15 protein-coding genes and 1 pseudogene are annotated in these 19,324 nt (G+C 71.7%); 11 read left to right on the top strand and 5 right to left on the bottom strand.

Annotation, left to right across the window (positions count from 1 at the left end; genetic code table 11):
• Nucleotides 1-10: 10 nt before the first annotated feature.
• The 4 genes from ACGFT2_RS24490 (at nucleotide 11) to ACGFT2_RS24475 (ending at nucleotide 4,688) form a co-directional block, all read left to right on the top strand.
• Nucleotides 11-922 carry a DUF6457 domain-containing protein gene (locus ACGFT2_RS24490; protein WP_393281776.1) on the top strand — a complete coding sequence of 304 codons (912 nt, stop codon included), beginning with the start codon at nucleotides 11-13 and terminating at the stop codon, nucleotides 920-922.
• Nucleotides 919-2,271, top strand: a complete 1,353-nt coding sequence (locus ACGFT2_RS24485) for a molybdopterin molybdotransferase MoeA (protein ID WP_393281774.1) — start codon at nucleotides 919-921, stop codon at nucleotides 2,269-2,271. The genes ACGFT2_RS24490 and ACGFT2_RS24485 overlap by 4 nt, the downstream gene beginning before the upstream one ends.
• Entirely contained in the window at nucleotides 2,268-3,365 is a 1,098-nt protein-coding gene (locus ACGFT2_RS24480; RefSeq protein ID WP_393281772.1) for a potassium channel family protein, read from the top strand. Before ACGFT2_RS24485 ends, ACGFT2_RS24480 begins: the two co-directional genes overlap by 4 nt.
• Before the next feature lie 342 nt (nucleotides 3,366-3,707).
• Nucleotides 3,708-4,688 (top strand): NAD(P)H-quinone oxidoreductase, encoded by a 981-nt coding sequence (locus ACGFT2_RS24475; protein WP_393281770.1) that lies wholly within the window; start codon nucleotides 3,708-3,710, stop codon nucleotides 4,686-4,688.
• A 176-nt stretch (nucleotides 4,689-4,864) separates the two neighbouring features.
• On the opposite strand, the gene ACGFT2_RS24470 is transcribed toward ACGFT2_RS24475, so the two are convergent.
• Complete coding sequence (locus tag ACGFT2_RS24470; RefSeq protein WP_393281768.1) at nucleotides 4,865-5,173, bottom strand: hypothetical protein; 309 nt, start codon at nucleotides 5,171-5,173, stop codon at nucleotides 4,865-4,867.
• Between the two features lie 638 nt (nucleotides 5,174-5,811).
• Between ACGFT2_RS24470 and ACGFT2_RS24465 the strand changes: the two genes are divergently transcribed.
• Entirely contained in the window at nucleotides 5,812-6,351 is a 540-nt protein-coding gene (locus ACGFT2_RS24465; protein WP_393281767.1) for a bacterial proteasome activator family protein, read from the top strand.
• 102 nt (nucleotides 6,352-6,453) lie between these two features.
• On the opposite strand, the gene ACGFT2_RS24460 is transcribed toward ACGFT2_RS24465, so the two are convergent.
• Nucleotides 6,454-8,085 carry a protein kinase gene (locus ACGFT2_RS24460; RefSeq protein ID WP_393281766.1) on the bottom strand — a complete coding sequence of 544 codons (1,632 nt, stop codon included), beginning with the start codon at nucleotides 8,083-8,085 and terminating at the stop codon, nucleotides 6,454-6,456.
• Between the two features lie 343 nt (nucleotides 8,086-8,428).
• Here ACGFT2_RS24460 and ACGFT2_RS24455 point away from each other — a divergent pair, with 343 nt between their 5' ends.
• Nucleotides 8,429-10,063: a protein kinase gene (locus tag ACGFT2_RS24455; protein ID WP_393281764.1), complete on the top strand. Its 1,635-nt coding sequence runs from the start codon at nucleotides 8,429-8,431 to the stop codon at nucleotides 10,061-10,063.
• A gap of 146 nt (nucleotides 10,064-10,209) precedes the next feature.
• On the opposite strand, the gene ACGFT2_RS24450 is transcribed toward ACGFT2_RS24455, so the two are convergent.
• Entirely contained in the window at nucleotides 10,210-11,316 is a 1,107-nt protein-coding gene (locus ACGFT2_RS24450; protein WP_393282194.1) for a phosphotransferase, read from the bottom strand.
• A 351-nt stretch (nucleotides 11,317-11,667) separates the two neighbouring features.
• Nucleotides 11,668-12,213 (bottom strand): annotated as a pseudogene (locus tag ACGFT2_RS24445) (response regulator transcription factor).
• 324 nt (nucleotides 12,214-12,537) lie between these two features.
• Between ACGFT2_RS24445 and pdhA the strand changes: the two are divergent.
• From pdhA to ACGFT2_RS24430, 3 genes are read left to right on the top strand one after another with little or no spacing between them, the layout of a single operon-like run.
• A complete protein-coding gene (gene pdhA / locus ACGFT2_RS24440; RefSeq protein WP_393281762.1) occupies nucleotides 12,538-13,779 on the top strand; it encodes a pyruvate dehydrogenase (acetyl-transferring) E1 component subunit alpha in 1,242 nt (413 codons plus the stop codon).
• 1 nt (nucleotide 13,780) lies between these two features.
• A complete protein-coding gene (locus tag ACGFT2_RS24435; RefSeq protein ID WP_393281760.1) occupies nucleotides 13,781-14,758 on the top strand; it encodes an alpha-ketoacid dehydrogenase subunit beta in 978 nt (325 codons plus the stop codon).
• Nucleotides 14,759-14,768: 10 nt separating this feature from the next.
• Entirely contained in the window at nucleotides 14,769-16,175 is a 1,407-nt protein-coding gene (locus ACGFT2_RS24430) for a dihydrolipoamide acetyltransferase family protein (protein WP_393281759.1), read from the top strand.
• 64 nt (nucleotides 16,176-16,239) lie between these two features.
• Here the strand turns inward: ACGFT2_RS24430 and ACGFT2_RS24425 are convergent, their stop codons facing one another.
• Nucleotides 16,240-17,142 (bottom strand): D-alanyl-D-alanine carboxypeptidase family protein, encoded by a 903-nt coding sequence (locus ACGFT2_RS24425; protein WP_393281757.1) that lies wholly within the window; start codon nucleotides 17,140-17,142, stop codon nucleotides 16,240-16,242.
• 188 nt (nucleotides 17,143-17,330) lie between these two features.
• Between ACGFT2_RS24425 and ACGFT2_RS24420 the strand changes: the two genes are divergently transcribed.
• Together ACGFT2_RS24420 and ACGFT2_RS24415 are read left to right on the top strand one after the other, a co-directional pair.
• Nucleotides 17,331-18,005, top strand: a complete 675-nt coding sequence (locus ACGFT2_RS24420; RefSeq protein ID WP_393281756.1) for a GntR family transcriptional regulator — start codon at nucleotides 17,331-17,333, stop codon at nucleotides 18,003-18,005.
• The gene (locus tag ACGFT2_RS24415) at nucleotides 18,002-19,300 is read left to right on the top strand and encodes a nitrate/nitrite transporter (protein WP_393281754.1); all 1,299 of its coding nucleotides are present in this window, start codon (nucleotides 18,002-18,004) and stop codon (nucleotides 19,298-19,300) included. The genes ACGFT2_RS24420 and ACGFT2_RS24415 overlap by 4 nt, the downstream gene beginning before the upstream one ends.
• Nucleotides 19,301-19,324: the final 24 nt, after the last annotated feature.

The following is a 19,324-nucleotide window of genomic DNA, read 5'->3' as shown; positions in this document are numbered from 1 at the left end:
TACTCGGAGGGTGACCGACAACGCCCCCGGCGCGACCGGGACCGCCGTGCCGTACGACGCCGTCGTGCCGGCCGGTGGTGCCGCCCGGCGGCTCGGCGGCGCCGACAAGCCCGGCGTACGCGTCGGGGGCCGCGCTCTGCTCGACCGAGTGCTCGCGGCCTGCGCGGGCGCCCGTACGACCGTCGTCGTGGCCGCGCCCCGGCCCACCGCCCGGCCGGTGCGCTGGGCGTGCGAGGATCCGCCCGGCTCCGGACCGGTCGCCGCGCTGGCGGCAGGGCTGCGGCTCACCACGGCCGAGTACGCCGTCGTCCTCTCCGCGGACCTTCCCTTCCTCGAACAGGCCACGGTGGCAAGCCTGTTGACGACGCTGGTGGATTCCGGGGCCGACGGCGCGCTGCTCACCGACTCGGAGGGCCGCGACCAGCCGCTCGTGGCCGCCTACCGCACCGCCGCGCTCCGCCGTGAACTGGCCGCCCTCGCCGCCGCACACGACGGCCTGACCGGACTGCCTCTGCGCCGGCTGACCGGCGCCCTCCGCCTCACCCGCCTCCCGGACCCGCTCGCGTCCTTCGACTGCGACACCTGGGACGACATCGCCGACGCCAGGGCACGCATCAGGGAGCATGGGCACGTGTTGGATGAATGGATCTCCGCAGTCAAGGACGAACTGGGCATCGACCTGGACGTCGACACCGACGTCCTGCTCGACCTCGCCCGGGACGCCGCCCATGGCGTGGCCCGGCCGGCCGCCCCGCTGACCACCTTCCTCGTCGGCTACGCCGCGGCCCAGGGCGAGGGAGGCCCCGAGGCAGTCGCGGAGGCCGCTCGCAAGGCCGTCGCACTGGCCCTGCGGTGGGAGGAAGAGGACGACGGGGGCGCGGTGGGCGAGGGCGGGGGCCCGAGCGCCCCGGACGCCGGATGACCGCCTCCGGCGCCCAGGCCGGGTCACCGGCCGCGGACAGCGACGACCTCGACGTCGAGGAGGCCCTGGCCCTGGTGAGGGAACCCAAGGACGACGGAACCACCCCCGCCCCCCGGAGTGAACCGGCGGCCGAGGGGCACGAGCGGCACCGGGCCACCCCCTGGCCGCAGGCCCGCGAGATCGCCGCCCGCGCCGCGCGGTCCGGCGCCCGTCGCGCCCCCGTGTCCGTGCCGCTCGCCGAGGCCCTGGGGCTGGCACTGGCCGCCCCCCTCGATGCCCTCACCGACCTGCCCTCCTTCGACACCTCCGCGATGGACGGCTGGGCGGTCGCCGGCCCCGGCCCCTGGGAGGTGCGTGCGGAAGGCGTCCTCGCCGGGCACGCGCAGCCCGAGCCGCTCACCGACGGTGAGGCGGTCCGCATCGCGACCGGCGCCCGGATCCCGGTGGACACCACCGCCGTCCTGCGCACCGAACACGGCCGCTCGGACGCCCAGGGCAGGTTGCACACCACGCGTGACATGGAGCACGGGCAGGACATCCGCCCACGCGGCCAGGAGTGCCGCAGCGGCGACCAGCTGCTGCCCGTCGGCACTCTGATCACGCCCGCCGTACTGGGTCTCGCCGCGGCGGCGGGATACGACACCGTCACTGCCGTACCGCGCCCCCGCGTCGAAGTCCTCGTGCTCGGCGACGAGTTGCTGACCGAGGGGCTTCCGCACGACGGGCTGATCCGGGACGCGCTCGGACCGATGCTGCCGCCCTGGCTGCGCGCACTCGGCGCCGAGGTCGTAGCGGTCCGCCGGCTCGGCGACGACGCCCGGGCCCTGCGCAAGGCGGTCACCGGCTCCGACGCCGACCTGATCGTCACCACGGGCGGCACCGCCGCCGGACCCGTGGACCATGTCCACCCCATCCTGGAACGCATCGGCGCGGAACTCCTCGTCGACGGCGTGAAGGTGCGCCCCGGCCACCCCATGCTGCTCGCCCGCACCGGGAGCAACCAGCACCTCGTCGGCCTGCCCGGGAACCCCCTTGCGGCCGTCTCCGGCCTGCTCACCCTCGCCGAGCCGTTGCTGCGCACCCTCGCCGCGCACCCCGCCCCGGAGCCGTACACGCTGCCGATCAGGGAGGCGGTGCAGGGGCACCCCTACGACACCCGGCTCGTCCCCGTGATGCTGCGCGGTGACCGTGCGCTGCCGCTGCACTACAACGGGCCGGCCATGCTCCGCGGCATCGCGGCCGCCGACGCGCTGGCCGTCGTACCACCCGGTGGGACCCGCCAGGGAGAGGAGACGGAGCTGCTCGACCTGCCGTGGGCGGCCGCCGGAATCGGGGTGTGTTTCACGTGAAACTTCCGGGCCATGACGCCATCGCCCGCCAAGCGGACGAACACCTGGTGACCCATCGGGTGAAGCTCCCGAAGAAAGTGGTGGAACGGCCGATCCGCCAGGTCGGCAAGCGGCTGGTCATGGCTCTCGCGGTGCTGGTCGCCACCGCGCTGATCGTCTACGTCGACCGCGATGGCTACAACGACAACTCAGACGGCTCGGTCGACCTGCTCGACGCGTTCTACTACGCGACCGTCACCCTTTCCACCACCGGATACGGCGACATCACCCCGGTGAGCGACGGCGCCCGGCTCACCAACATCTTCGTCATCACGCCCCTGCGCGTCCTGTTCCTGATCATCCTCGTCGGCACCACGCTGGAGGTTCTCACCGAACGCACCAGGGAGGAATGGCGCCTGAACCGCTGGAGGTCCACCTTGCGCGATCACACCGTCGTCGTCGGCTTCGGGACCAAGGGGCGGTCGGCGATCCAGACCGTCTGCGCGACCGGGCTGAAGAGGGAGCAGGTGGTCGTCGTCGACCCCAGTGCCAAGGCGATCGACGCGGCGACCGCGGAGGGTTACGTGGGGGTCGTGGGGGACGCCACCCGCAGTGAGGTGCTCAAGTGGGCCGAGGTGCACAAGGCGCGGCAGATCATCGTCGCGCCGCAGCGGGACGACACCTCGGTCCTCGTCACGCTGACCGCCCGCCAGATCAACCGCAGCGCGAAGATCGTGGCCGCCGTCCGTGAGGAGGAGAACGCCCCGCTGCTCAAGCAGTCCGGCGCCGACGCCGTGATCACCAGCTCCGGCGCGGCCGGCCGGCTGCTCGGTCTCTCCGTACTCAGCCCCGCGGCCGGCATGGTCATGGAGGACCTGATCCAGCAGGGCAGCGGACTGGACATGGTGGAACGTCCGGTCGTCCGCGGTGAGGTGGGCAGGAAACCGCGTGACACGGACGACCTCGTCGTGAGCGTCGTTCGCGGGCACCGGGTGCTCGGTTACGACGATCCGTCCGTCGGCACGCTCCAGCTGACCGACCGCCTGATCACCATCGTCCGCGCTTCTCCCGGAGCCCGGGTCACCCCCGACAGCCGGCCGCTGCCCCACGACTGACGGGCCGGGTCCGACCTCGCCGGCGGCAGACCCTGACCTCGCCGGTGGCAGACCCCGACCTCGCCGGCGGCAGACCCCGACCTCGCCGTCGGTCGGGTCCGACCTTGCTGGTGGCGGGCTCCGACCTCGCCGTGGTCCGGGTCCGACCTCGCCGGTGGCAGACCCCGACCTCGCCGTCGGTCGGGTCCGACCTTGCTGGTGGCAGGCTCAGACCTCGCCGGCGGCACGGCCATGAGGTTCCTGACGGGGCAGGCTCGCACGTCGTCGACGGGTCCGCCCCGACATCCGGGCGCAGGCGGGGGTGCCCCGGTGACGGCACTCGCGGGGAGTAGCGTCACGTACATGCATGCGATCACGATTCCCGAACCTGGTGGTCCCGAGGCGCTTGTGTGGGCGGAGGTCCCCGATCCCGTGCCCGACGAGGGCGAGGTGCTGGTCGAGGTGGTGGCCAGCGCCGTCAACCGTGCCGACGTCCTGCAGCGGCAGGGCTTCTACAACCCGCCACCCGGCGCCTCCCCCCACCCCGGCCTCGAGTGCTCCGGCAGGATCGTCGCGCTCGGCCCCGGGGTGTCCGGCTGGGCAGTGGGTGACGAGGTGTGCGCGCTGCTCGCGGGCGGCGGTTACGCCGAGAAGGTCGCGGTGCCGGCCGGACAACTGCTGCCCGTGCCCGAGGGCGTCGGCCTCAAGCAGGCGGCCGCCCTGCCCGAGGTGGTCTGCACCGTGTGGTCCAACGTGTTCATGGTCGCCCACCTGCGCCCCGGCGAGACGCTCCTGGTGCACGGCGGCTCCAGCGGCATCGGCACCATGGCGGTCCAGCTCGCCAAGGCGGTCGGCGCCAGGGTCGCGGTGACGGCGGGGACCAAGGAGAAGCTGGAGTACTGCGCCGAGCTGGGCGCGGACGTCCTCATCAACTACCGCGAGCAGGACTTCGTCGCCGAGATCCTGCGGGCCACCGACGGGGCGGGGGCCGATGTCATCCTCGACAACATGGGCGCCAAGTACCTGGACCGCAACGTGCAGGCCCTCGCGGTCAACGGACGCCTGGCGATCATCGGCATGCAGGGCGGCGCGAAGGGCGAGCTGAACATCGGCACGCTGCTGAGCAAGCGGGCCGCGATCAGCGCGACCTCGCTGCGCGCCCGCCCGCTGGAGGAGAAGGCGGCCATCGTGGCGGCCGTACGGGAGCACGTGTGGCCGCTGCTCGCCGACGGGCACGTCCGCCCGGTCGTGGACTGCGAACTGCCGATGCCGCAGGCGGCCGAGGCGCACCGGGTGCTGGAGGCGAGCGGCCACATCGGCAAGGTGCTGCTGGTCGCGCCGTAGCCGAAGGCGGGGGTGACGGGGAGCGCGCCGTGGCGGGACGTCGTAACGGGACGTCGTGGCGGGGCGCTGTAATGGCGTGCCGCGCGGCAGGACGCCGTAACGGGGTGCCGCGCGGCAGGACGCCGTAATGAAGTGCCGCGCGGCGGGACGCCCGAGCCAGAAGGCGGCGGGGCGGCTCAGCTTCTGCGGATCCGGAGGCCGAGGAAGGCCAGCCCCAGGCCCAGGCCGATCAGCATCAGCCCGCTGCCCAGCGGGAGGATCTGCAGGACCGGCTCGGCCGGGGCTCCGCCCTGTTGCACGGGCTGCCGGTCTGCGGGCGGCGGCGTGGTGTTCGCGGGATCGAGACCGGCCTCCTGGGGCGGCGGCGTCCCGTCCGTGGTCTCCGGTTCCTGCGGCTGGGCGGCGGTGTCGGGCGCCTCGCCGTCCACGGTGTCGTCGTCGTCCTCCCTGCCGGCCGCCGGGCCGTCCGGGCGTCCCGGACGCATACGCCCCTCACCGGCCCGGCTCCCCGCACGCGACGGTTCGTCGTCGGGGCCCGGGGGGCGCAGACCGGAAGGGTGCGCACCGGAGGGGTGGAGCCCGGAGGGCCGGGCCGAGGCGGAGGAAGAGTCGGTCGGTACGGGGAGGACCCAGGGCGGGATGGAGTCCTGCTGAGGCTGCCCGTGGCCCGGGCGGGCCGAGTGCTCGTGCCCGGGACGGTCCGGGCGACCGGGGTCCGCATGGGCCGGGTGTCCAGGGTCCGCGTGGGCCGGGTGCCCGGCGTCCGCGTGGGCCGGATGTCCGGGGTCCGGTTGGTCCGGGCCTCGGGCGGTGCCGGGGCGCTCGGCCCCGGGCGCGGCGGCGTGGGCGAGCGCGGTGCCGGCGGTGCCGGCGCCGCAGACCGCGGACGCCGCCATGAATATGAGCAGCAGCCGTACGCCGCGAAGCGTGAGTCGCAGCCATGGAGTCACGTCGGTGACCTCCTGGAACCGAATGCCGTGATCGATGGATGACCGAAGGGAACAAGCGTCACATTCGGCGCCTTCCCGGGCACTCCGGGTTGGGCCGACCGGTGTAAACGGTGGATCAGCCCCATGAGGGGGCACGACGGTGATGAGGTGTACACGTGCGAGAGAATGGCGGCATGGAGATGCCGAGGAACGAACAGTCGCCGGAGAACCCCCAGATCCTCGTCGTGGGTCAGGACGGGATGCCACTCGGTGGCGGCGACGGGGACTCCCGGGAGATCCCGGTGACGGAGCAGGTGGAACAGCCGGCCAAGGTCATGCGGATCGGCAGCATGATCAAGCAGCTGCTGGAGGAGGTGCGCGTCGCCCCCCTGGACGAGGCCAGCCGGGTGCGGCTGAAGGAGATCCATGCCAGCTCGGTGAAGGAGCTGGAGGACGGCCTGGCCCCGGAGCTGGTCGAGGAACTGGAGCGGCTGTCCCTGCCGTTCACCGACGACGCGACTCCGACCGACGCGGAGCTGCGCATCGCGCAGGCGCAGTTGGTGGGCTGGCTGGAGGGCCTCTTCCACGGTATCCAGACCACGCTGTTCGCCCAGCAGATGGCGGCGCGGGCGCAGTTGGAGCAGATGCGCCGCGCCCTCCCGCCGGGCGTGAGCGGTCACGAGGGCGGCGACGACCCCCGCACCGGCGGCCGCTCGGGCGGTCCGTACCTGTAGGTCGGTTCGTGCCTGTAGGTCGGTCCGACCCGACTCGACGACACGGCAGACGAAAGGGCCCGGCGGAGACCGCCGGGCCCTTTCACCTGCGTACGACCGTGCTCACTGGGGCTCGCCCGTCGAGACGCTCAGCTCGATCTTGACGCTCTTGGGGTCGACGTCCGTCCCCTGGGAGGGGAACTGGTCGATGACGGTGCCCTCGCCCCAGGTGTTCTCGTTCACCTTCTTCGTGTCCGTGGACCAGCCCGCGGCCTGCAGGCACTCCTTCACGGAATCGATGTCCTTGTAGCGGAAGTCGGGCAGCCGGATCTTGTGCGGGTCGTCGTACGACTCGTCCGGGTCCGAGCACTTCTCGCTGTCGATCCGCCGGGAGGTGTCGGGACCGCGGTAACCCGCCTTGTGGGAGGCGGCAGCCGAGGCGGTAGAGCCGCCGCTGCCGCCCTCGGCGCCCCCGCCGTCCCGCAGCGTCAGTGCGACGACCAGACCGACGGCCGCGACCAGCGCCACCACGGCCGAGCCGATGATCACCGGCTTGCTGCTCCTGCCGCCGCCACCGGAGGGGTGCGCGGCCGGCTGGGGCGAGATCGTGTACGGAGGCGGGGTCGCGGCGGCCTGCGGGCCGTAACCCGCCGGGGGCGTCTGGTAGCCGCTCTGCTGCGGGTAGCCGTAGGCCGGTGCCGGCGTGGGTACGGGTGCGGGCGTCGGGGGGCCGTAGGAGTTGGGCTGGTACGGCGTCTGCACCGGGCCGGAAGGCGCCGGGGCCGTCTGGCCGACCGGCGGGAACACCGCGGAGCCGACACCCGAGCCGCTCTGCACCGGCCCGGCACCCGGCACGATGCTGGGCGGGGCCGCCTGTACGGAGGCGGCGACGCGCAGGCACTCGTCGCGCATGGACTCGGAGGTCGGGAAGCGCTCGTTCGGGTTCTTCTTCAGCGCGCGGGCGACCAGCGCGTCCACCGCCGGCGGCAGCGCGCGGTTGATCGAGGAGGGAGCCACCGGCTCCTCCTGCACATGCGCGTAGGCGATCGCCAGCGGGGAGTCGGCGTCGAACGGCAGCCGGCCGGTGACCAGCTGGAACAGCATGATGCCGACCGAGTACAGGTCGGAACGGGCGTCGACGCCGCGGCCGAGGGCCTGCTCGGGGGAGAGGTACTGCGGGGTGCCGACGACCATGCCGGTCTGGGTCATCGAGGTGACGCCGGACTGCATGGCGCGGGCGATACCGAAGTCCATGACCTTGACGACACCGCGCTTGGTCATCATCACGTTGCCCGGCTTGATGTCCCGGTGGACCAGGCCCATCTCGTGGCTGATCTCCAGTGCCGCGAGCACGTCCGCGGTGATCTTCAGCGCCTTGTCGACGGGCATCGCGCCGTGCCGGCGGATGTCCTCCTCCAGGACCGAACCCAGCGGACGGCCCTCGACGTACTCCATGACGATGTACGGAGTCGCCAGACCGCCGAGATCGTCCTCGCCGGTGTCGAAGACGGAGACGATGTTGGTGTGCGTGAGCTTGGCCACGGCCTGGGCCTCGCGGCGGAAGCGCTCGCGGAAGGCCTGTTCCCGGCCCAGTTCGGTGTGCAGGGTCTTGATCGCGACCTGGCGGTCGAGCACGGCGTCGTACGCCAGGTGCACCGAGGCCATGCCGCCCTCGCCGAGCAGGTCGCGCAGCTGATAGCGGCCACCGGCCAGTGCCTGCCCCGAGTACCGGCCGTGCGCGCCGTCCTGGCTCATCTCTCCGCGTCCCCCACTGGCCGTCCGGCGCCGTCGCCCAGCGAACAGGCCTTGATCGAATGTGTCATTCCCGGCCAAGTCTGCCCGAGGGCACTGACACGTCAAGCTCGGTGCCCGTTCCGTGACCGTACGCGAAAGAAGCGTCGCGGAAGCGTTACGCCGGGCGTACGCCAGGTGCACAGAATTTGCACGAGAGCGCGTGCTGGAGGTTTCATGGCCGGTCCGTCTCAGTCCGGTCCCGGTTCCGGATCCGGACCGGAGGCTGCCGTGAAGGCTGTAGCGTGGCCGACGGAGACCGTGACAACACCGCGCGCACCGCGGGCAGAAACGACGGCGAGGACCGATGGCACAGACGCACAGCGCCCAGGGCCCGTCCGACCCCGAGGCGACTGGCGGCGGCATGTCAGACACGCCGGAGATGTGGGGCAACGGAGGGCTCGTCGGCGACGGCCGGTACCGGCTCACGCACCGGCTCGGCCGGGGCGGCATGGCCGAGGTGTTCGCGGCCGAGGACGTCCGTCTGGGCCGTACGGTCGCGGTCAAGCTGCTCCGTGCCGACCTCGCCGAGGACCCGGTCTCCAAGGCCCGCTTCACCCGCGAGGCACAGTCGGTCGCCGGCCTCAACCACCACGCGATCGTCGCCGTGTACGACTCCGGCGAGGACTACGTGGGCGGCCAGTCCGTGCCGTACATCGTGATGGAGCTGGTCGAGGGCCGCACCATCCGCGACCTGCTGATGAACGCCGAGGCGCCGGGCCCCGAGCAGGCGCTGATCATCGTCTCCGGGGTGCTGGAGGCGCTGGCCTACTCGCACCAGCACGGCATCGTGCACCGTGACATCAAGCCGGCCAACGTGATCATCACCGAAACCGGCGCCGTCAAGGTGATGGACTTCGGCATCGCCCGCGCCCTGCACGGCGCGTCCACGACGATGACGCAGACCGGCATGGTCATGGGCACCCCGCAGTACCTCTCCCCGGAGCAGGCGCTCGGCAAGGCCGTCGACCACCGCTCCGATCTGTACGCGACCGGCTGCCTGCTGTACGAACTCCTGGCCCTGCGGCCGCCGTTCACCGGCGAGACCCCGCTGTCGGTGGTCTACCAGCACGTCCAGGACATCCCGAACCCGCCCTCCGGTGTCTCCGACGGCTGCCCTCCGGAGCTGGACGGCCTGGTCATGCGCTCCCTCGCCAAGGAGCCCGACGACCGGTTCCAGACGGCCGAGGAGATGCGCGGCCTGGTCCAGTACGGCCTGCAGATGCTGTACGACCAGGGCGGCCACACCGGCACCTGGAACACGGGCCCGGTGGAGACGAACGACGGCCGGCGCACCCCGGCCGCCGGTTTCGCCGGGACGGCCGCGATGCAGCATCCCGGTGACTTCGGTGCGGGCACCGCGCAGATCCCGCAGCCGATACTGCCTTCCGGGTACGGCAACGGCGGCGACGACGGCGGTTTCGAGGGGCACGGCAACAAGGGCAGCGGCCGCGGCAAGATGTGGATCCTCGCCGTCCTCGCGGTCATCGCGATCACGGCGGGCGTCGCGCTGGCGCTCAAGGGCGCGGGCGGCGGTGGCGGCGGCAACGGCACCGACACCAAGCCGACGACGACGCACTCCAAGGAAACGAAGGGGCACTCGCCCACCGCGAAGCCCTCCGACACCAAGACCGAGCAGCCCTCGGACCCCTCGACCGAGGACAGTTCGGACTCGGGTGGCACCGGTTCCGCATGGCCCCCCTCGTACTCGCCGTCGTACACGCCGTCCCAGTCGGCCAGTTCCAAGCCGAGCGACGAGCCGTCCGACCCGCCGCCCTCGCAGTCCCAGCCCACGGACCCGACGGACGGCGGCGTGGACGAGGGCACCTCGGTCGGCACCAGCGATGGCAACACGACGGACGGCACCACCGACGGGAACACGACGGACGGTGCCGCCGAGGGAGCCGCGGCGGACGGCGGCACGGGCGACACCGCCGGTTGAAGGACACCGACGGCGGCCGGGACCCCGTCACCCTGACCTGCTGACCTGACCTCACCTGCTGACCTGGCGCTGTCCCGCCGTCCCGCGGTCGGCCGTTCCCGGCACGGCCGGGTGCGCTCGGGCCGTCCCCGGTCGGGCGGCTCCGTTCAGCGGACGAACGCGTCTCGGCGGGCGGACGTGTCCCAGCCGGCGATCGCGTTCGGGCTGGCGAACGCGTCCGGGCTGGCGAACGCGTCCGGGCTGGCGAACGCGTCGCACACCGCGTCGTACTCGCGCGTCCACCACACCGCGAGCGCCGAGGCGGCCGGGAACTGGCAGTCCGCGCGTGTGTCGCCGCGTTCGTAGTGCCAGCGCAGCATCCAGAAGTCGTTCAGCCGCTCCCACCACACCCGGTGCACGGCCGCCGCCAGCTCCGAGGGCGAGGCACCGGCCGCTCGCCGGTACGTGCGCGCGTACGCCCGCACCTTCGGCAGGTCCAGCGCCCCCGCGGGGGTGACGAAGAAGATCGCGGCGGCGCGTACGGCCTCCTCGGCGCGGGGCTGCACACCGAGCCGGTCCCAGTCGACGATGGCCGCCGGGGCGTCGTCCTTGTAGAGCAGGTTGAACGGGTGGAAGTCGCCGTGCACCCAGCCCACCGAGCCACCGCGCGGCGGGCGCCGGCCGGCCTGCTGTTCCAGCAGTGCGCGGCGTTCCAGGAGGCGGTGCCGGGCCAGTTCGTCGAAGGCGTCGGCGGGACGGTGGCGGCGGACGTGGGCGAGCAGGTCGTCGATGAGGGCGTAGGTGTCGGCCGGGTCGGCGCTCTCCACGGGGTGGGGGCTCGTGGCCGGGCGGGTGCGCCCCTTGGGCGGCATCACGCGCTCCAGACAGGCGTGTACGGCGCCCAGGAGCGCCCCGAGGCGTGCGCTCCCCCCGCGCGTCAGCTGGCCGCCATGGCGGTGCCTGCCGTCGATCCAGGGGTGCAGGGCGTAGGCGTGGCCGCCGACGACGGCGACCGTGCGGCCCTCGCGGTGGGCGAGCGGCGGGGCGACCGGGACACCGAGGTCGGCCAGGCGCTGGGTGGCCCGGTGCCGGCGTTCGATGGCGGCCGGGTCGGCGGTGGCGGGGTCGAAATGATGCTTGAGGAAGTAGCGGCCGCGGGTGGTGCGGAGCCGGTAGCCGCGGTTGAGCAGGCCTTGGTCGACCGGTTCACAGGTGAGAGCCCGGCCGGCGGCGTACAGGCGTAACAGGGCGCCCAGAGGGGGCGCGTGGGGCAGGAGGGGTGGTACACAAGAGCGCGGCACGCGCCAGATGCTAGGGCAAGGAAAGACGCTGTGAGCTGGGCGTTGTCACAGCCAGTCGCCCGCCGATCGCTTTCGGTCACAGGGCGCATCGTGACGAACCACGGCCACTGGCCCGTCGAGGACTCCGGCTCGGGCCGTCGAGGACTCCGGGTCGGGCCGTCGAGGACTCCGGGTCGGGCCGTCGAGGACTCCGGGTCGGGCCGTCAAGGGTTCCGGCTCGGTCCATCCGGGACGCCGCTCGGTCCGAAGGGGACTCCGGTTCGGTCCGGCGGGATTCCGCAAAGGTCCGCCGCTGTGAATTCGAAGACGCGGGAATCCGGGCGGTCAATGATCCCCCACCGGTTTCGTCCGCCGTTCCTCGTCAAAGACCGCAGGCTTTTCCGCCTGCATACGGGCGACATAGGCGGCCGCCTGGGAACGGCGTCGCATACCGAGTCCGGCGAGCGGGCCGGAGACGTAGTTCTTGATCGTCTTTTCCGCCGGGTGCAGCCGTTCACCGATCTGGCGGTTGGTCAGGCCTTCGCCGGCCAGTGCGAGGTTCCGCTGCCCCGGCGCGGTGAGCAAGCGCCCGCCGTGATCGCGTCGAAGAGGGCCTCGTCGTCCGCGAACGAGGTCGGCATCGGACAGCGGACCGACTCGTCCTGGGCGCGGATCCCCCGGCACGCCTCGACCCCGCTGCCGTCCGGCAACCGCACCTCCAGCACCGCCACGTCCGGCAGGGTGGCCGGAATTCGCGCGAGCGCTTCGGCCGCCGTACCGGCCTCGCCGGCCCCTCGACATCCGGCTCGACGGAGAGCATCTCGTGGGCGCCGCGGCGGACGACTCATGGTCATCGAGGAGAAATAACCTGATTTCTCCGTCTTCGCGCACCCGGTCAGTTTCACACACAAACTCTTCCAATGACCTGGGTGGCCGGGATAACGTGCGGTAGCTCCGGCCAAGAGCAAGGCTGTGACCAGCACGCTTGCGCACCTTCTCGATTTACTTGGAAATCCAAGCAAAATCGCAGGTCAGGTGAGGTTTCACAGAAATGTGAAGCACTGGGTAACGTGATGGTTGCAGGGCGCTCGCCGGGGCACCTGTCACGCCTGTTCCCGGCCGAGTGGCACCCACCCCGTGCCCGGTGGTCGGAAAACAGGTGAGCCGCACTGGCCTACCGGCAACCCCGGGGGCCGGAACGACGGAGGAGCACACGTGACCGTGGACAGCAGTGCCGCGCGCAAGCCGCGACGCAGCGCCGCAGGCAAGGCCGGCATCACCGGCAGCAAGACCGGCTCGGCCGGCGACGCGACCGGTGCCACCGGCGCCAAGCGCGCCACTCGCGCCACCCGAAGCACCGCCCGGAAGAGCACCGACCCCCAGCTCGTACAGCTTCTGACGCCCGAGGGCAAGCGGGTCAAGAACGCCGAGTACGACGCCTACGTCGCCGGCATCACTCCGGAAGACCTGCGCGGTCTGTACCGCGACATGGTGCTCACCCGCCGCTTCGACGCCGAGGCCACCGCCCTGCAGCGCCAGGGCGAGTTGGGCCTGTGGGCCTCGCTGCTGGGCCAGGAGGCGGCGCAGATCGGCTCCGGCCGGGCCACCCGCGAGGACGACTACGTCTTCCCGACCTACCGCGAGCACGGCGTCGCCTGGTGCCGCGGGGTCGACCCGACGAACCTGCTCGGCATGTTCCGCGGTGTGAACAACGGTGGCTGGGACCCGAACGGCAACAACTTCCACCTGTACACGATCGTCATCGGCTCCCAGACGCTGCACGCCACCGGCTACGCGATGGGCATCACCAAGGACGGCGCGGACTCGGCCGTCATCGCCTACTTCGGCGACGGCGCGTCCAGCCAGGGCGACGTGGCCGAATCGTTCACCTTCTCCGCGGTCTACAACGCACCGGTGGTCTTCTTCTGCCAGAACAACCAGTGGGCGATCTCCGAGCCCACCGAGAAGCAGAGCCGCGTGCCGCTCTACCAGCGTGCGCAGGGCTTCGGCTTCCCGGGCGTGCGGGTCGACGGCAACGACGTGCTGGCCTGTCTGGCGGTCACCCGGTGGGCGCTGGAGCGTGCCCGCAACGGCGAGGGCCCCACCCTGGTGGAGGCGTACACCTACCGCATGGGCGCGCACACCACCTCCGACGACCCCACCCGCTACCGGGGTGACGAGGAGCGGGCCGCCTGGGAGGCGAAGGACCCGATCCTGCGGCTCCGCCGGTACCTGGAGGCCTCGAACCACACGGACGACGGATTCTTCGCGGAACTCGAGGAGGAGTCCGAGACGTTGGGCAAGCGAGTGCGCGAAGCGGTCCGCGCCATGCCCGACCCGGACCGCTTCGCCATCTTCGAGAACGTGTACGCGGACGGGCACGCGCTCGTCGACGAGGAGCGAGCGCAGTTCGCCGCCTACCAGGCGTCGTTCGCCGATGCTGAAGGGGGCCGCTGAGATGGCCGAGAAGATGGCGATGGCCAAGGCCATCAACGAGTCGCTGCGCCATGCCCTGGACGCCGACCCCAAGGTCCTGGTCATGGGCGAGGACGTCGGCAAGCTCGGCGGTGTCTTCCGCGTGACGGACGGCCTGCAGAAGGACTTCGGCGAGAGCCGGGTCATCGACACCCCGCTGGCGGAGTCCGGCATCGTCGGCACCGCGATCGGCCTCGCCCTGCGCGGCTACCGCCCGGTGGTGGAGATCCAGTTCGACGGCTTCGTCTTCCCGGCCTACGACCAGATCGTCACCCAGCTCGCCAAGATGCACGCCCGCTCGCTGGGCAAGGTCAAGATGCCGGTCGTCGTGCGCATCCCCTACGGCGGCGGCATCGGCGCGGTCGAGCACCACTCCGAGTCCCCCGAGGCGCTGTTCGCGCACGTGGCCGGCCTCAAGGTGGTCTCTCCGTCGAACGCGTCGGACGCGTACTGGATGATGCAGCAGGCCATCCAGAGCGACGACCCGGTGATCTACTTCGAGCCCAAGCGCCGGTACTGGGACAAGGGCGAGGTGGACTTCGAGGCCATCCCCGCCCCGCTCCACAAGGCCCAGGTGGTCCGCGAGGGCACCGACCTCACCCTGGCCGCCTACGGCCCGATGGTGAAGCTGTGCCAGGAGGTCGCCGCCGCGGCCGCCGAGGAGGGCAAGTCCCTGGAGGTCCTGGACCTGCGCTCCATCTCGCCTCTCGACTTCGACTCCGTCCAGGCGTCGGTGGAGAAGACCCGCCGCCTGGTCGTGGTCCACGAGGCGCCGGTCTTCCTCGGCTCCGGCGCGGAGATCGCGGCCCGGATCACCGAGCGCTGCTTCTACCACCTGGAGGCACCGGTGCTCCGGATCGGCGGTTATCACGCGCCGTATCCGCCGGCGCGTCTGGAAGAGGAGTACCTGCCGGACCTGGACCGCGTGCTCGACGCCGTCGACCGCTCGCTGGCGTACTGAGGAGAGGGTCGTGACGACGATGACGGAAGCGTCCGTCCGCGAATTCAAGATGCCGGACGTCGGCGAGGGGCTCACCGAGGCCGAGATCCTCAAGTGGTACGTCCAGCCCGGCGACACGGTGACCGACGGGCAGGTGGTGTGCGAGGTCGAGACCGCGAAGGCGGCCGTCGAACTGCCCATCCCCTACGACGGCGTGGTCCGTGAACTGCGCTTCCCCGAAGGCACCACGGTCGACGTGGGCACGGCCATCATCACGGTGGACGTGGCGGGCGGTGCGGCGGACCAGGCACCCGCCGAGCAGCCGGCCGCGGAGCCCGAGGCGCCGGCCCAGCCCGCCGGGGAGCCGAAGAAGGAGGCCCGCCAGCCGGTCCTCGTCGGCTACGGCGTGTCCACCTCGGCCACCAAGCGCCGTCCGCGCAAGGGCGCCGAGGCCGCCGCCGTCCCGGCGCCGGCCCAGGCGATCCAGGCCGAGCTGAACGGCCATGCCGCCGCCCCCGTCGCGGACAGGTCCCGCCCGCTGGCGAAGCCGCCCGTGCGCAAGCTGGCCAAGGACCTCGGCGTGGACCTGGCCACGGTCACCCCGTCCGGCGCGGACGGGGTCATCACCCGCGACGACGTCCACGCGGCGGCCGCGCCCGCCGTCGCTCCCGCGCCGGTGGCACAAGGGCCCGCTGAGGCCCGGCCGGCCCCGGCACCGGCCGTGACCCACGACGGTGCGCGCGAGACGCGCGTCCCGGTCAAGGGGGTCCGCAAGGCGACGGCGGCGGCGATGGTCGGTTCGGCGTTCACGGCCCCGCACGTCACGGAGTTCGTGACGGTCGACGTGACCCGCACGATGAAGCTCGTCGAGGAGCTGAAGCAGGACAAGGAGATGCAGGGCCTGCGGGTGAACCCGCTGCTGCTGATCGCCAAGGCCCTGCTGGTCGCGATCAAGCGCAACCCGGACGTCAACGCGTCCTGGGACGAGGCGAACCAGGAGATCGTGCTCAAGCACTACGTCAACCTGGGCATCGCGGCGGCCACTCCCCGCGGTCTGATCGTGCCGAACATCAAGGACGCCCACGCCAAGACGCTGCCGCAACTGGCGGAGTCGCTGGGCGAGCTGGTGTCGACGGCACGCGAGGGCAGGACCTCGCCGTCCGCGATGCAGGGCGGCACGGTGACCATCACCAACGTGGGCGTCTTCGGCGTCGACACCGGCACGCCCATCCTCAACCCGGGGGAGTCCGCGATCCTCGCGGTCGGAGCGATCAAGCTCCAGCCCTGGGTCCACAAGGGCAAGGTCAAGCCCCGTCAGGTCACCACCCTGGCCCTGAGCTTCGACCACCGCCTGGTGGACGGCGAACTGGGCTCGAAGGTACTGGCGGACGTGGCGGCGATCCTGGAACAGCCGAAGCGCCTGATCACCTGGGCGTGACCGGCTCCTGAGAGCGATACGGGCCCGTCGCGGAAGCGACGGGCCCGTACGGCGTGCGTGGGGGTCAGCCGAGCTTGGCGAAGCCGTAGTCGAGGAGCTTCTTCGCGTCCTTCTCGCGCTGGGCGATGGAGGAGGAGGCGAGGACCGTGCCGATGACCGTCTTGCCCCTGCGGGTCGCGGCGAAGACCAGGCAGTACTTGGCCTCCGGGCCGGAGCCGGTCTTCACACCGATGGTGCCGCTGTAACTGTTGAGCAGCCCGTTGGTGTTGTCCCACGTCTTCATCGTGCGGGTGCTGCCCGTCTTGGTGACCGTCTTGGCGGTGTAGTGCTTCGTCTTGACGATCGTGCGGAACGTGGAGCTCTTCATCGCGCTGCTGGCGATCTTCGTCAGGTCGCGCGGCGTCGAGTAGTTCTTGCCGTTGCCGATGCCGTCGAAGGAATCGAAGTGCGTGTTCTTCAGGCCGAGGTTCTTGGCGGCGGTGTTCATCTTGCCGATGAAGTTCGCCACGCGCTTGGCCTGGGTGGAGCCGCTGCCGTACTTGTCGGCGAGCGCGTAGGCGGCGTCGCAGCCGGACGGCAGCATCAGGCCGTAGAGCAGCTGCCGGACGGTGACCTTGTCGCCGACGATCAGGTGCGCCTGGGAGGCGTTGTACTTGACGACGTAGTCGCTGTACGCCTTCTGGATGGTCACCTTGGAGTCGAGGTTGAGGTTCGACTGGGCGAGCACGACCTTGGCGGTCATGATCTTGGTGGTGGAGCCGGTGGACAGCCGCGTGTCCGCCTTCTTGGTGTAGAGCGACGAACCGTTCGCGTTGTTCATCGCGTAGCCGCCCTTGGCCACGATCGACGGCGTCGTGACGGCCTGCGCGGGCGCCGCGGTGAGGGCACCGGTGGCGAGCAGCGCGCCGGCGGTGACGGCTACGGCAGCGGCTCTGCGGATGCGGGTGCCCTTAATGCCGGTAATCAAAGTGAAAACCCCGATTGTCTTGAATGCCCCTGGAGTGCGGCCGAGTTGAGGTGACGGGAAAAGAGGGCCACACCTGTGTGACACGTAAGTAGCACACAAGGTTGTGCGGCTGCTTCGAGGGGTTTGCGCGATGTCCGGATGGTGGACGCGGCTCTTGCATGCGTGCGTGTTGTATCTATCCTGTCGGCATGAACACGGCCGTTCAGCAGTCCACTCTGCAGCCCCTCAAGCAGCCTCCCGCCGCCGACCGCGTCTACGCCCACGTCAAGCAGGGCGTCCTCGACCGCCGTTACGAGGGCGGAAGCCTGCTCACCGAGGGCGAACTGGCCGAGGCCGTCGGCGTCTCCCGTACGCCGGTGCGCGAGGCGCTGCTGCGGCTGGAGGCCGAGGGCCTGATCCGGCTCTACCCGAAGAAGGGCGCCCTGGTGCTGCCGGTCTCCGCGCAGGAGATCGCCGACGTGGTGGAGACCCGGCTGCTGGTGGAGGAGCACGCGGCCCGCAAGGCCGTCCCCGCCCCGCCGATCCTGCTGGAGCGGCTGACGGAGCTGCTGGAGCGGCAGAAGGAGCAGGCCGCCGCGGGTGACTTCGCAGCGGCCGCCGTGACGGACCGCTGCTTCCACGCCGAGATCGTGCGCAGCGGCGGCAACGAGATCCTCTCCCGCCTCTACGACCAGTTGCGCGACCGCCAGCTGCGGATGGGCGTCGCCGTCATGCACTCGCACCCCGACCGGATCGCCAAGACGCTCGCCGAGCACGAGGAGATCCTGGGGGCGCTGCGGGCGGGGGACGCGGAGGCGGCCGTCGGCGTCGTGCACCGGCACGTGAGCTGGTTCTCGCACCTCGCCCGGGGTGAGGTGCGATGAGCAACGCCACCCTTCCGGGGGATCCGCCGGGCGGCCGCCGCGCGGTCGCCGTGTGGTCCATAGGCGTCGGTGTCTACTTCGTCGCCGTCATCTTCCGCACCTCGCTGGGCGTCGCGGGGCTCGACGCGGCCGACCGCTTCCACGTGGGCGCCTCGGCGCTGTCGACGTTCTCCATACTCCAGCTGCTGGTCTACGCCGGCATGCAGATACCCGTCGGCCTGCTGGTCGACCGGCTCGGCACCAAGAAGGTGCTGAGCATCGGCGCCGTACTGTTCACGGCCGGGCAGCTGGGCTTCGCCTTCTCCCCCACGTACGGCACCGCGCTCGCCTCCCGGGCGCTGCTGGGCTGCGGGGACGCGATGACCTTCATCAGCGTGCTGCGGCTCGGCACCCGCTGGTTCCCGGCCCGGCGCGGACCCATGGTCGCGCAGCTCGCGGGCCTGACCGGCATGGCGGGCAACCTGGTCTCCACCCTGGTCCTGGCCCGGCTGCTGCACGGGATCGGCTGGACCCCGGCGTTCGCGGGCAGCGCGCTCGCCGGTGTGGTCGTGCTGATCCTGACGCTGCTCTTCCTCGAGGACCACCCCGATGGACACGAGCCGGAGCCGTCGTCGCACCAGGGCGCGGTCCATGTCCGCCGGCAGATCGCCGCGGCCTGGCGGGAGCCGGGCACCCGCCTCGGACTGTGGGTGCACTTCACCACCCAGTTCCCCGCGATGGTGTTCCTGCTGCTGTGGGGCCTGCCCTTCCTGGTCCAGGCACAGGGACTGAGCCGGGCCACGGCCGGTGAACTGCTCACCCTGGTCGTCCTGTCCAACATGGTGATCGGGCTGGTCTACGGCCAGATCGTCGCCCGGCACCACGCGGCGCGGCTGCCGCTGGCCCTGGGCACGGTGGGGGCGACCGCGACACTGTGGGCGGTGACACTGGCGTATCCCGGCGAGCACGCGCCGACGTGGCTGCTGGTGGTGCTGTGTGCGGTGCTCGGCGCGTGCGGCCCCGCCTCGATGATCGGCTTCGACTTCGCCCGGCCGGCCAACCCGCCCGAGCGACAGGGCACCGCGTCCGGCATCACCAACATGGGTGGTTTCATCGCCTCCATGACGACGCTGTTCGCCGTCGGCGTGCTGCTCGACGCCACCGGCGACGACTACACCGTGGCCTTCTCGGCGGTCTTCGTCCTGCAGGCGCTGGGCATCAGCCAGATCCTCCGGCTACGCGGCCGGGCGGTCCGCCGCGAACAGGAACGGCTGGTGGCGAGCCGAGTGGAGACGGTGCACGTGCCCGCGGCCTGAACCACCCCGACCCGCCGGGCGGCA

The organism is Streptomyces sp. NPDC048514 (genome assembly GCF_043199955.1).
Lineage (GTDB): Bacteria > Actinomycetota > Actinomycetes > Streptomycetales > Streptomycetaceae > Streptomyces.
This window is presented reverse-complemented; position numbering and strand designations above follow the sequence as displayed.